12 protein-coding genes are annotated in these 12,922 nt (G+C 55.6%); 9 read left to right on the forward strand and 3 right to left on the reverse strand.

The genetic code is table 11. The annotated features are described in order from the left end of the window. Positions 1-7 precede the first annotated feature (7 nt). From ACS603_RS19870 to ACS603_RS19895, 6 genes are all read left to right on the forward strand, one after another. On the forward strand, positions 8-1,567 hold the full coding sequence (locus tag ACS603_RS19870; protein WP_474944760.1) for an MFS transporter: 1,560 nt from the start codon (positions 8-10) through the stop codon (positions 1,565-1,567). Positions 1,568-1,618: 51 nt separating this feature from the next. Beyond that, positions 1,619-2,854, forward strand: coding sequence for an MFS transporter (locus tag ACS603_RS19875; protein ID WP_474944761.1), 1,236 nt, complete (start codon positions 1,619-1,621; stop codon positions 2,852-2,854). A 70-nt stretch (positions 2,855-2,924) separates the two neighbouring features. Next, positions 2,925-3,842, forward strand: coding sequence for a glycine betaine ABC transporter substrate-binding protein OsmF (osmF, locus tag ACS603_RS19880; RefSeq protein ID WP_182061733.1), 918 nt, complete (start codon positions 2,925-2,927; stop codon positions 3,840-3,842). Between the two features lie 12 nt (positions 3,843-3,854). Further along, positions 3,855-5,012 carry an ABC transporter permease gene (locus tag ACS603_RS19885; protein ID WP_474944762.1) on the forward strand — a complete coding sequence of 386 codons (1,158 nt, stop codon included), beginning with the start codon at positions 3,855-3,857 and terminating at the stop codon, positions 5,010-5,012. Beyond that, positions 5,005-5,955, forward strand: a complete 951-nt coding sequence (locus ACS603_RS19890) for an ABC transporter ATP-binding protein (RefSeq protein WP_474944763.1) — start codon at positions 5,005-5,007, stop codon at positions 5,953-5,955. Before ACS603_RS19885 ends, ACS603_RS19890 begins: the two co-directional genes overlap by 8 nt. Further along, on the forward strand, positions 5,939-6,676 hold the full coding sequence (locus ACS603_RS19895; protein WP_474944764.1) for an ABC transporter permease: 738 nt from the start codon (positions 5,939-5,941) through the stop codon (positions 6,674-6,676). Before ACS603_RS19890 ends, ACS603_RS19895 begins: the two co-directional genes overlap by 17 nt. Here the strand turns inward: ACS603_RS19895 and ACS603_RS19900 are convergent. Continuing rightward, on the reverse strand, positions 6,651-6,764 hold the full coding sequence (locus ACS603_RS19900; protein ID WP_010433613.1) for a protein YohO: 114 nt from the start codon (positions 6,762-6,764) through the stop codon (positions 6,651-6,653). The two genes, ACS603_RS19895 and ACS603_RS19900, sit on opposite strands and share 26 nt — an antisense overlap. Before the next feature lie 70 nt (positions 6,765-6,834). Beyond that, the gene (gene mlrA, locus ACS603_RS19905; protein WP_182063436.1) at positions 6,835-7,575 is read right to left on the reverse strand and encodes an HTH-type transcriptional regulator MlrA; all 741 of its coding nucleotides are present in this window, start codon (positions 7,573-7,575) and stop codon (positions 6,835-6,837) included. A gap of 218 nt (positions 7,576-7,793) precedes the next feature. Here mlrA and ACS603_RS19910 point away from each other — a divergent pair, with 218 nt between their 5' ends. From ACS603_RS19910 to ACS603_RS19920, 3 genes are read left to right on the forward strand one after another with little or no spacing between them, the layout of a single operon-like run. After that, positions 7,794-9,479 (forward strand): sensor histidine kinase, encoded by a 1,686-nt coding sequence (locus tag ACS603_RS19910; protein WP_182061730.1) that lies wholly within the window; start codon positions 7,794-7,796, stop codon positions 9,477-9,479. Beyond that, on the forward strand, positions 9,473-10,192 hold the full coding sequence (gene btsR, locus ACS603_RS19915) for a two-component system response regulator BtsR (RefSeq protein WP_315686168.1): 720 nt from the start codon (positions 9,473-9,475) through the stop codon (positions 10,190-10,192). The genes ACS603_RS19910 and btsR overlap by 7 nt, the downstream gene beginning before the upstream one ends. A gap of 46 nt (positions 10,193-10,238) precedes the next feature. Next, a complete protein-coding gene (locus ACS603_RS19920; protein ID WP_315686167.1) occupies positions 10,239-10,709 on the forward strand; it encodes a YehS family protein in 471 nt (156 codons plus the stop codon). Between the two features lie 77 nt (positions 10,710-10,786). Here ACS603_RS19920 and metG read toward each other — a convergent pair whose 3' ends face one another. Further along, positions 10,787-12,820: a methionine--tRNA ligase gene (gene metG, locus ACS603_RS19925; RefSeq protein WP_474944765.1), complete on the reverse strand. Its 2,034-nt coding sequence runs from the start codon at positions 12,818-12,820 to the stop codon at positions 10,787-10,789. Between the last annotated feature and the right edge of the window lie 102 nt (positions 12,821-12,922).

Consider the following 12,922-nt stretch of genomic DNA (forward strand, 5'->3'; position numbering starts at 1 on the left):
GATAAAAATGATAAAAAAAATACGTGAAATAAAGCTGCGTAACTATGTCTGTTACGGGCTGGCGGATGTGATTGGTTCTGGGGCCTTTACGCTTGTCAGCGCCTGGCTTTTGTTCTTCCTGACCACATTTTGCGGCCTGACGCCTCTCCAGGCGGGGTCGCTGTTTGCAGTGGCAAGGATTGTCGATGTGATTATGTGTCCGGTTATCGGTTATGTTTCCGATAACTTCCATAAAACCCGACTCGGACGTCGGTTTGGTCGCCGCCGTTTCTTCCTGCTGGCCAGTATTCCGCTGGTGTCGGTCTACAGCCTGCTGTGGGTAGAAGGGTTCAATTACTGGATGTATCTGCTGTTCTATATCCTCTTTGAAATCGTCTACACCATGATAATTATCCCGTACGACACGCTGTCGGCGGAGATGACCTCTGATTTCAAAAAACGCTCAAAACTGACCAGCGCCCGCATGTACATTGCCCAGTTGGCCGGGTTTGCGGCGGCATTCCTGCCCGGACGGCTGGTGGGTTACTTCGGCCAGGACTCTTCGGATTCCTTCTTCTACACCGGGGCCATTTTCACCGTGTCGTTCATGATAGTGCTGTTCTTTGTCTATTTCGGCACCTGGGAGCGCTCGCTGGAAGAAATACAGCAAAACGAGCACCACGCGCAAGACGAGGAAAAGGAGCCGTTTGGGACCCGCATTTTTCATATCTACTACGATTTTGTCTCCACGCTTAAGATAAAGACCTTCCGTTCGCATCTGGGTATGTACCTTGGCGGCTCAGTTGCACAGGACATCTTCAACTCGGTATTCACCTATTTTGTGGTCTTCGCGATGATGACCTCATCCGTGATGGCCTCTAACCTGCTGGGGGTGATCAACGGCCTGCAATTCTTTGGCGTTGGTATCGCCACCTGGCTGACGCTGCGCTTCTCGCCTTCCCGGGCTTTCGCCACTCAGGCCACCATGGCGCTGGTCGCTTTTGCTCTGTTTGTTTCGGCGTACATCAGCGGCGTGGGTGGAATGACCCTTCTGTATGTGGGCGCTGCGGTTGCCGGTCTGGCGCGCGGGGGGATTTATGCCATTCCGTGGAACAACTACACCTTTGTGGCCGATGTGGATGAAATCCTTACCGGGAATCGTCGTGAAGGGATCTTTGCCGGGTTTATGAGCCTGCTGCGCAAAGCTTCTCAGGCGCTCTCGATCTTCCTGGTCGGGGTCGCGTTGCAGATGTCGGGCTTCGTCTCCGGGCAGAGCGCTCAGCCGCAGTCAGCTATCAGCATGATCATGATTATCATGATTGCCCTGCCGGTTGCCCTCACCCTGTGGGGGATTTGGTCTGCCTTCCAGTTCAGGGTGAACAGCCGTACGCACGCCATTCTGAACGAGGAAGTCGCGCGTCTGAAACAGGGCGGCAGTAAGGCCACCGTGAGCACAGAAAACCGGGCGGTGATCGAAAGCCTGACCGGGATGCCATACGAACATTGCTGGGGTGAAAACACCGTCGGCTACCTCAATCGCAAGCGGATGCTTGCCCGCAAACTGGCCGGGCAACTGGAAAACGCCTGACTTTCTGATTTGGCCGGGCTCGTGCGCCCGGCCTGCTTAAGATGAACTGACATGACAGAACACAGTATGATTATCCAGCAGGGGATCTGGGCCCGGTTAGGGCTGCCCCGTGAGTTGTGCTGGGGATTTTTTGGCATTTTCTTGTTTATTACCGGGGCGACTATCGAACAAAGCTGGCTCGCCTCTTTGTTACAGCACCGTGGGTTTGATGCGGTGCATATCAGCCTGCTTTCGTCGGTCTTTGGCTTGTGTGTGGCGCTGGTGTCGTGGTTCTCCGGCATTGGTGCGGGCGTGCTTGGGCTGCGTCGTCTGATGTGGGCCGCTACGCTGATTTACTTTATTGGCTCTATTCCGTTTATCGGCTGGGCGCTGCCGCAGGGGCATTACCCGCTGATGGTGGCGAGCTACGCCCTGCGCGGCGTGGCGTATCCTCTGTTTGCCTATTCGTTTCTGGTGTGGGTCAACCAGCGCTGTGAGCCAGGTATTCTTGGCCGCGCGGTCTCCTGGTTCTGGATTGCCTTCGGCGTGGGGATGACCATTGTCGGGCCGTGGTATTCCGGCATGATGTTGCCTGTTATCGGCGAAACCGCCACGCTGCTTAGCGGCTTTGTATTTGTGGTGCTGGGGGCGTTTTGCGCGCTGGTACTCAACCGCGACCGCCCGCAGTGGCAGCACGAGGGCAGGCTTGGCACCGCTCTGGCGGAAGGATTACTGGTGCTGGTACGCGAGCCAAAAATGCGCCTTGCGGTTATCGTCAAAACCATCAATGACATCGGCAAGTTCTCGCTGGTGATCCTGATGCCGGTCTACCTGCCGCGCTTTGGTTTCAGCATCGCCCAGTGGCTGGGTATCTGGGGGCTGGTGAACGTGGTCAATATCTTCGCCAACTACTTCTTCGGCTGGCTTGGGGACACTATCGGCTGGCGCAAGACGGTGGTCTGGTTCTCGGGCACGCTGTGCGGGCTGGCGATGCTTGCCGTCTGTTACGCGCCGGTGTGGTTTGGCAACAGTGAAACGGCCCTGTTTATGGCGCTGGTGTTATATGCCATTGGTCTTGGGGCGTTTGGCCCGCTGAGCGCGCTGATACCTTCTCTGTTACCTCACAATAAAGGGGCGGCCATCTCCTGCCTGAATCTGGGCTCCGGGTTAAGTAATTTTGTCGGGCCGCTGATTGTCACACTCTGCGTTGTCCCGCTTGGTGTGGAGGGCACGTTATGGGTGATCGCCATTCTCTATTTTGCCGCCAGCCTGCTGAGTGTGCCGCTGACCTTACCGGAAGAAGGCTGAATTCTGGTTTTTAGGCTACGCTTTTCTCTCAAGCCTATGAAAAAGGCGGCAAAATAATGAGGAAAGCCCAATGACGATTGCAAAGGGGATCACTGGCTCAGCGGTACTTCTGGCAGCGCTGAGCCTGCCGCTACAGGCGGCGGAGCCGGTGAAAGTTGGTTCTAAGATTGATACCGAAGGTGCGCTGCTTGGCAATATCATCTTGCAGGTGCTGGAAAGCCACGGTGTCAAAACGGTCAATAAAGTACAGCTTGGCACAACGCCCGTTGTGCGTGGTGCTATTACTTCTGGCGAGCTGGATATCTACCCTGAATATACCGGCAACGGGGCCTTCTTCTTCAAAGATGAGAACGATCCTGCCTGGAAAAATGCGCAGGCCGGCTATGAAAAAGTCAAAAAGCTGGATGCGGATCAGAACAAGCTGGTCTGGCTGACCCCAGCGCCTGCCAACAACACCTGGACCATTGCCGTGCGCAAAGATCTTGCCGAAAAAGGCAAGCTGACGTCGCTTGACGATCTGAGTCGTTACCTCAAAGAGAAGGGCGACTTTAAGCTCGCCGCGTCCGCTGAGTTTATCGAGCGGCCAGACGCGCTTCCGGCGTTTGAAAAAGCCTATGACTTTAAGCTTGATCAGAGCCAGTTGCTCTCTCTGGCCGGGGGCGATACGGCAGTGACCATCAAAGCAGCGGCGCAGCAAACCTCCGGGGTGAATGCCGCTATGGCCTACGGGACCGATGGCCCGGTTGCGGCGCTTGGCCTGCAAACCCTGACCGATCCGAAAGGCGTTCAGCCAATTTATGCTCCAGCACCTGTCGTGCGTGAAGCCACGCTGAAGGCGTACCCGGAGATTGGCGCGTGGCTCAAACCGGTCTTTGAAAAACTGGATGAGAAAACGCTGCAACAGCTCAACGCCAGTATTGCCGTCGAGGGGCTGGATGCCAAAAAAGTGGCTGCCGACTTCCTGAAACAACAAGGGCTTGCGAAGTAACAGGACAGGGCTGTGCCAATAAAATGTCATAACCGCGTTCTGCTGATGCTGACCGGTGTCGCTATCGTGGCCGTTGCGCTTCCGTTTGTGAATGTCGCGCCTAACCGCCTGGTGTCAGGTGAAGGGCGCGCGCTCTGGCAGGTCTGGTCATTTACGCCGCTGCTGCTGGCAGGGGCGCTGGGCGCGATTATTGCGTTATCGCTCTGGCAAGGACGTGCGGCCCAGTGGCTGACGCTTATCCTCTGCGAAGCGCTGTTTATTGTGTTGTTCTGGGGCGCAGGCCTTGCGGCAACGCAGATGGTTTCTGCCGAAAGCCCGCTGGCGCGAACCTCTGTGGGGAGCGGCCTGTGGCTGTGGCTTGCGCTCTGTCTGCTGGCAAGCAGTGATGCCATTCGGCGTCTTACGCCGCACGCCGTCTGGCGCTGGGTGCTAAATGCGCAGATCTGGTCTATCCCGCTATTGCTGCTGTTCAGCGGTGCGCTGGATAACCTCTCATTGTTAAAAGAGTATGCCAACCGCCAGGATATCTTTGATGATGCCCTGGCCCAGCATCTGACCCTCCTGTTCGGGACGCTGTTCCCGGCGCTGCTGCTGGGGTTGCCGTTGGGGATATGGTGTTATCGCCATCCCGCGCGGCAGGGCGCGGTCTTTGCACTGCTGAACGTCATTCAGACCATCCCGTCCGTGGCGCTGTTTGGCCTGTTGATTGCACCGCTGGCAGGCCTGGTCAAATCATTCCCGCTGCTTGCTTCACTCGGCATCGCCGGTACGGGATTAACCCCTGCACTGATTGCGCTGGTGCTGTACGCGCTCTTGCCGCTGGTTCGCGGTGTAGTGGCGGGGCTAAGCCAGGTTGCACCGAATGTGCTGGAAAGCGCGCAGGCGATGGGAATGAGCACGCGCCAGTGCTTCTGGAAGATACAACTGCCCATCGCGTTACCGCTGCTGCTGCGCAGCCTGCGGGTGGTGGCCGTGCAGACGGTAGGGATGGCGGTGATCGCGGCGTTGATCGGCGCAGGCGGGTTTGGCGCACTGGTATTCCAGGGCTTGCTCAGCAGCGCACTGGATTTAGTGCTGCTGGGCGTTGTTCCGGCGATTGCCCTGGCGGTGGTGGTGGATGCGCTGTTTGCCCTATGGCTCGCGCTGCTCAGGGGGAGGGAGAATGATTGAATTCCACAATGTAAGTAAAACCTTTGCGGGGCGTCCGGCGGTAAGCCATCTGAATCTGCATTTTGAGGAGGGGGCCTTTTCCGTGCTGATAGGCACCTCGGGTTCGGGAAAATCCACCACGCTTAAGATGATCAACCGGCTGGTGGAGCACGACAGCGGCCTGATCCGTTTTGCCGGTGAAGAGATCCGCAGCCTGCCGGTGCTCGAGCTTCGCAGACGAATGGGATACGCCATCCAGTCTATTGGCCTGTTTCCGCACTGGACGGTGGCGCAGAACATCGCCACCGTACCGCAGCTGGAAAAATGGACACGGCAAAAAATCAATGCGCGTGTGGATGAGCTGATGGCGCTGCTGGGGTTAGAGCCTGTCCTGCGTGACCGTTATCCGCATCAGCTTTCCGGCGGGCAGCAGCAGCGGGTTGGCGTGGCGCGGGCGCTGGCTACCAATCCGCAGGTGCTGTTGATGGATGAACCTTTCGGTGCGCTGGATCCGGTGACGCGTAGCGCATTGCAGGCGGAGATGACCCGTATTCATCGTATTCTGGGGCGCACGATAATCCTCGTGACCCACGATATTGACGAGGCGCTTCAGCTAGCCGACCGGCTGATACTGATGGACAACGGCGAGGTCATTCAGCAGGGCACGCCGCTTGAGATCCTCACGCGCCCGGCGAACGATTTTGTGCGTGAGTTTTTTGGCCGTAGTGAACTGGGCGTGCGCCTGCTTTCGCTGCGAACCGTCGGGGAGGCGATGCATCGGCAGGAGACGCAAACTGGTGGCGAACCGTTGCTGGAGCACATGAGCCTGCGCGATGCGCTATCGGCTTTTGTTGCCCGGCAGTGTGACGTTCTGCCAGTGGCGGACGCGCAGGGCAAACTCTGTGGCACGCTCTATTTTCGCGATCTGCTGGTGGGGGAGGTGGCGCGTGAAGTGGGTGCGTGATCCGCTTATCTGGCTGGTGCTGGTTTTTGCCGCACTGTCAATCCTGATGCCGCACAGCGCCAGGGTATTCAGCGCGCTTTTTCCCGGGCTGCCGCGCCCGGTCTACCAGCAGGAAAGTTTTATTAATCTGACGCTGGCGCACTTCTGGCTGGTGGCGGTTTCCAGTGTGCTGGCCATTGTGCTTGGCGTGGGCGCCGGGATTGTGGTCACACGGCCTTCGGGCCGGGAGTTTCGCCCGCTGGTTGAAACCATTGCCGCCATCGGCCAGACATTTCCGCCCGTAGCCGTGCTGGCGATCGCCGTCCCGGTGATAGGTTTTGGTCAGGAGCCTGCGATAATTGCCCTGATTTTATATGGCGTGCTGCCCATATTGCAGGGGACGCTAGCAGGGATTTCGGCCGTGCCCGCATCGGTGATGAGTGTGGCAGAAGGGATGGGAATGAGCGCCTTGCAGCGGCTGCGCAATGTTGAGCTGCCGTTGGCCGCCCCGGTCATTATTGCGGGGATCCGCACATCCGTAATTATTAACATCGGCACTGCGACCATTGCCTCCACGGTAGGGGCAAACACCCTGGGCACGCCGATCATTATCGGCCTAAGCGGATTTAATACGGCCTATATCGTTCAGGGGGCAGTGCTGGTTGCGCTCGCGGCCATTGTGGTTGACCACGGTTTCGAGCGTCTGGCGAATTACCTCAGCCGACACCGCCGCGAACAATAAACGAGTAACCTGCCAGCATAACACCGCCGATCCCGCTGACGGCCATCAGGACGAAAAGGGTGATCACGGCCAGTTTAGTTGCCTTCATAAATGTGCTCCTGTTGTTAACGGAGCAATTATACGGTGAAGCGTAGCTGTTAATGAACCATTAAATGCCGTTACGACTCATTCGGACCGAGCGAATAAACCGGGTAGCCGTGCTCGCGCCACTCCGTCAGCAGCTGTTGCTGTGAGGCTGTCGGGACTTCGCCACACCAGACCAGTAGCGTCTGTCCGTCAAAGAATTCGGGCCGAAGCTGGGCCAGAGAATGCGCCAGTACATCCACGCGCCAGCCCTGCTGTGTGGCTATCCACGCTTCCAGCCACAGACGGGTGGTATCATGCACATTCCAGCCAACGACCAGCGCATCTTTTCCGTTTTTGTTCCTTGCCGAGGCAAGGCAAACGGAAATGTAATTGATGAGTACGCCATCAAGCATACTCAGCAGCGCCTGCAAGGTGGACTGCTGGCACTGAAGACGGCGGCGTAATGGAATAAAAAGATGGGTAATCAGGGTTTGCGCAGGGTAGTCGCGCCCTTGCTCTTTAATCCACGCACGCAGGCGTTGCAGATTCCCCGCCTGCAACAGTCGCAGCAGGGTTTCTTGTTGTTCGCGCCAGATATGTTGTGTGTCAGGATCGTCCTGGCTGAGTAACGATTTAACTTTCCCTACCTGAACACCGTTGTCGATCCAGCTTTTGATCTCGCGGATCCGATCGATATCCGCATCATTAAACAGGCGATGACCACCGTCTGTTCTCTGCGGTTTCAGTAATCCGTATCGTCGTTGCCAAGCCCGTAGAGTAACGGGATTGATATCACAAAGGAGTGCCACTTCACCTATTGTGTAAAGCGCCATATTCGCCCCCTGGCTTACGCGTCCCCAGCTTAACTGTAGACCCAGAATGGTGAACCAGGAAGGATTGGCGACTTTTTGAACAAAGAATGCGAAGGTAACGTTATATTCAGCAAAAGATGTGATATCGAACACGAATTACACCTTTTTCGGTACGCTTCAAAGAAAGTTTAACCACATCAGTGTATGTTACGCGTTTTTAGAACGTGCGGTTTGCAAGTATGTACGAGTTTAACCTGGTGTTGCTGCTGCTTCAGCAGATGTGTGTTTTCCTTGTCATCGCCTGGTTGATGAGTAAAACGCGCCTGTTTATCCCGCTGATGCAAGTTACCGTACGCCTGCCGCACAAGCTGCTCTGTTACGTTACCTTCTCTATTTTCTGCATTATGGGGACTTACTTTGGTCTCCATATCGAAGATTCAATCGCCAATACGCGCGCCATCGGTGCGGTGATGGGCGGGCTGCTCGGAGGGCCTGTTGTTGGCGGCCTTGTCGGGTTAACTGGTGGCCTGCATCGTTATTCGATGGGCGGCATGACGGCGCTAAGCTGCATGATCTCGACGATCGTCGAAGGGCTGCTCGGCGGCCTGGTTCACAGCTACATGATTAAGCGCGGTCGCCCGGATAAAGTCTTTAGCCCCATTACCGCGGGTGCGATTACGTTTGTCGCAGAAATGGCGCAGATGGCAATTATTCTGCTGATTGCCCGCCCGTTTGAGGATGCGCTGCATCTGGTGAACAGCATCGCCGCCCCAATGATGGTGACGAATACCGTAGGCGCGGCGCTCTTTATGCGTATCCTGCTGGACAAGCGCGCCATGTTTGAGAAATACACCTCGGCGTTTTCCGCTACCGCTCTGAAGGTTGCCGCTTCTACGGAAGGCATTCTGCGCCAGGGGTTTAACGAAGAAAACAGCATGAAGGTGGCGCAGGTTCTTTATAAAGAACTGGATATTGGCGCGGTGGCGATAACCGACCGCGAGCGGCTGCTGGCGTTTACCGGAACAGGGGATGACCATCACCTGCCAGGCAAACCGATTTCGTCCACCTATACGTTACGTGCCATTGAAACCGGTGAAGTGGTGTATGCCGACGGTAACGAGGTGCCATACCGCTGTTCGCTGCATCCTCACTGCAAACTCGGTTCTACTCTGGTGATCCCGCTGCGTGGGGAAAACCAGCATGTGATGGGAACTATCAAATTGTACGAGGCAAAAAACCGGCTGTTCAGCTCAATCAACCGCACGCTGGGTGAGGGGATTGCGCAGCTGCTTTCGGCGCAGATCCTGGCCGGGCAATATGAGCGACAAAAAGCGCTCTTAACCCAGTCGGAGATCAAACTTCTTCATGCGCAGGTGAACCCGCACTTCCTGTTTAACGCCCTGAATACGCTAAAAGCGGTTATTCGCCGTGACAGCGACCAGGCCGCGCAGCTGGTGCAGTATTTATCGACATTTTTCCGTAAGAACCTCAAACGCCCTTCGGAAATTGTCACCCTGGCCGATGAAATTGAACATGTGAACGCTTATCTGCAAATCGAGCAAGCGCGTTTTCAGTCGCGGCTGCATGTGTCGTTATCCGTGCCGGACGAGCTGGCGTATCAGCATCTTCCGGCCTTTACCCTGCAACCTATCGTGGAAAATGCCATCAAACACGGCACGTCGCAGCTGCTGGGCATCGGGGAGATAACCATATCGGCCAGCTGTTTTAATCACCATCTGGTGCTGGATATTGAAGATAACGCCGGGCTCTATCAGCCAACCGCCTCGGGCGGATTAGGGATGAGCCTGGTGGATAAACGCCTGCGCGCTCACTTCGGCGATGCGTGCGGCATTACCGTCGCCTGTGAGCCGGACCGATTTACCCGCATTACCTTACGATTACCGCTGGAGGAAAACGCATGTTGAAAGTGCTGATTGTTGATGATGAGCCGTTAGCACGGGAAAACCTGCGCATTCTGTTGCAGGAGCAAAGCGATATCGAGATCGTTGGTGAGTGTGCTAACGCTATAGAAGCAATTGGGGCCGTACATAAACTGCGCCCGGACGTGCTGTTTCTGGATATCCAGATGCCGCGCATCAGCGGGCTGGAGATGGTCGGGATGCTCGACCCGGAACACCGCCCGTATATTGTGTTTTTGACGGCGTTTGACGAATACGCCGTGAAAGCTTTTGAAGAACATGCCTTTGATTATCTGCTTAAACCGATAGAAGAAAAAAGACTGGAAAAGACGCTCATCCGCCTGCGCCAGGAGCGTACCGTGCAGGATGTTACCCTGTTACCGGAAAATCAGCAGCCGCTGAAGTTTATTCCCTGTACCGGTCACAGCCGAATTTATCTGCTGCAAATGGACGATGTGGCTTTTGTCAGTAGCCGCATGAGCGGCGTGTTTGTCACCAGCGCCGAAGGTAACGAAGGCTTTACCGAGCTGACCCTGCGCACGCTGGAAAGCCGCACGCCGTTGATTCGCTGCCATCGTCAGTACCTGGTTAACATGGCGCACCTGAAAGAGATCCGCCTGGAGGATAACGGCCAGGCTGAGCTGGTATTGCGTGCAGGACAGACCGTACCGGTGAGCCGTCGCTATCTGAAAAGTTTGAAAGAGGCGATTGGCCTGTAAAACTGGTACACTGCGCGCCATTGCATCATCGACATTCGAAGGCTCTATGCTCAGTAACGATATACTCCGTAGCCTGCGCTACACCCTGAAAGCAAACAACAACGATATGGTGCGTATTCTTGCGCTGGCCGATATGGAATCCACGTCAGCCGGTTTCGACACCTGGATGACCAAAGAAGATGAAGAGGGCTTCGTGCGTTGCCCGGACATCATTCTGTCTGGTTTCCTGAACGGCCTTATTTACCATAAGCGCGGCAAAGATGAATCTGCGCCGGAGCTGGCGCTGGAGCGTCGTGTGAACAACAACACGGTGCTGAAAAAGCTGCGTATCGCGTTTTCACTGAAAACTGACGATATTCTGGCGATCATGACCGAGCAGAAATTCCGCGTGTCGATGCCGGAAATCACCGCGATGATGCGCGCCCCGGACCATAAAAATTACCGCGAGTGTGGCGACCAGTTTATGCGTTATTTTTTACGCGGGTTGACGGTACGCGAGCACGCCAAAAAAGCGTAGGTTGCAGACCGGGTAAAGCGGAGTCGCCACCCGGCAAAAAAGCTAAAAAAAGCCGGAGATGATCTCCGGCTTTTTTATTATTTCACCTGCTGACCAGGTTTCGCGCCTTCATCAGGGCTTAACAGGAAGATATCTTTCCCGCCAGGACCTGCGGCCATCACCATGCCTTCAGAAATACCAAAGCGCATTTTACGCGGTGCCAGGTTAGCAACCATGACGGTCTGACGACCAATCAGTACCTGCGGATCAGGATACGCAGAACGGATACCAGAGAAGACGTTACGCTTCTCGCCGCCCAGATCCAGCGTCAGACGCAGCAGTTTATCGGAGCCATCCACAAATTCCGCGTTTTCAATCAGCGCTACGCGCAGGTCAACTTTCGCGAAATCATCAAAGGTGATGGTTTCCTGAATCGGATCGTCAGCCAGCGGGCCGGTGACCGGTGCAGCAGCGGCTTTCACTTCTTCTTTAGAGGCTTCAACCAGCGCTTCAACCTGTTTCATCTCGATGCGGTTATACAGCGCCTTGAAGGTGTTCACTTTGTGGCTGAGCAGCGGCTGAGCGATCGCATCCCAGGTCAGTTCAGTGTTCAGGAACGCTTCTGCACGGGCAGCAAGCTGTGGCAGAACCGGCTTCAGATACGTCATCAGCACGCGGAACAGGTTGATCCCCATAGAGCAGATGGCTTGCAAATCGGCATCACGGCCTTCCTGCTTCGCCACGACCCACGGAGCCTGCTCATCCACATAGCGGTTAGCCAGATCTGCCAGCGCCATAATTTCACGCACGGCTTTACCGAACTCACGTGCTTCCCACGCGTCGCCAATGCTGGCAGCTGCGTCGGTGAAGGTTTTGTACAGGGCCGGGTCGGCCAGTTCAGTTGCCATCACTCCGTCGAAACGCTTGGCAATAAAACCTGCGTTACGGGAAGCCAGGTTGACCACTTTGTTCACGATGTCTGCGTTCACGCGCTGCACGAAATCTTCCAGGTTCAGGTCGATATCGTCGATGCGTGAAGAGAGTTTCGCGGTGTAGTAATAACGCAGGCTGTCCGCGTCGAAGTGGTTCAGCCAGGTGCTGGCTTTAATGAAGGTGCCGCGAGATTTGGACATCTTCGCGCCGTTGACCGTCACATAGCCGTGTACGAACAGGTTGGTCGGCTTGCGGAAGTTGCTGCCTTCCAGCATTGCCGGCCAGAACAGGCTGTGGAAGTAAACGATGTCTTTGCCGATGAAGTGATACAGCTCGGCATCGGAGTCTTTCTTCCAGTATTCGTCAAAGCTGACGGTGTCGCCGCGCTTGTCGCACAGGTTCTTGAAGGAGCCCATGTAGCCGATTGGCGCGTCAAGCCAGACGTAGAAATATTTGCCCGGTGCGTTCGGAATTTCGAAGCCGAAGTATGGTGCATCGCGGGAGATATCCCACTGCTGCAAACCAGACTCGAACCACTCCTGCATTTTGTTCGCCACCTGCTCTTGCAGCGCGCCACTGCGGGTCCACGCCTGCAGCATTTCGCTAAACGACGGCAGGTCGAAGAAGAAGTGTTCGGAATCACGCATCACCGGCGTTGCGCCAGACACTACCGATTTTGGTTCGATAAGCTCGGTTGGGCTGTAAGTTGCGCCGCACACTTCGCAGTTATCGCCATACTGGTCGGGTGATTTACATTTCGGGCAGGTGCCTTTCACGAAACGATCCGGCAGGAACATGCCTTTTTCTGGATCGTACAGCTGAGAGATAGTGCGGTTTTTAATAAAACCGTTCTCTTTCAGACGCGAGTAAATAAGCTCCGACAGCTCACGGTTCTCGTCGCTGTGCGTGGAGTGGTAGTTGTCGTAGCTGATGTCAAAGCCAGCAAAATCAGTCTGATGTTCCTGACTCATTTCGGCAATCATCTGCTCAGGAGAAACACCCAACTGCTGTGCTTTCAACATAATTGGCGTGCCGTGGGCATCGTCCGCGCAGATGAAGTTGACCTGATGGCCGCGCATTCGCTGGTAACGGACCCAGACATCAGCCTGGATATGCTCCAGCATGTGGCCGAGGTGGATTGAGCCGTTGGCGTACGGCAGTGCGCACGTTACCAGAATTTTTTTCGCGACTTGAGTCATAGTAGTCATTACTTCTTTTAACTGTGAAAAGGGTTTTTGATATTACCAAATGGGGCATTATTAAGTAAGCACAAACCGCGGCCTTTCAGGTAAACTTGTTCA

Source organism: Enterobacter sp. Li2LvB3, from assembly GCF_056156645.1.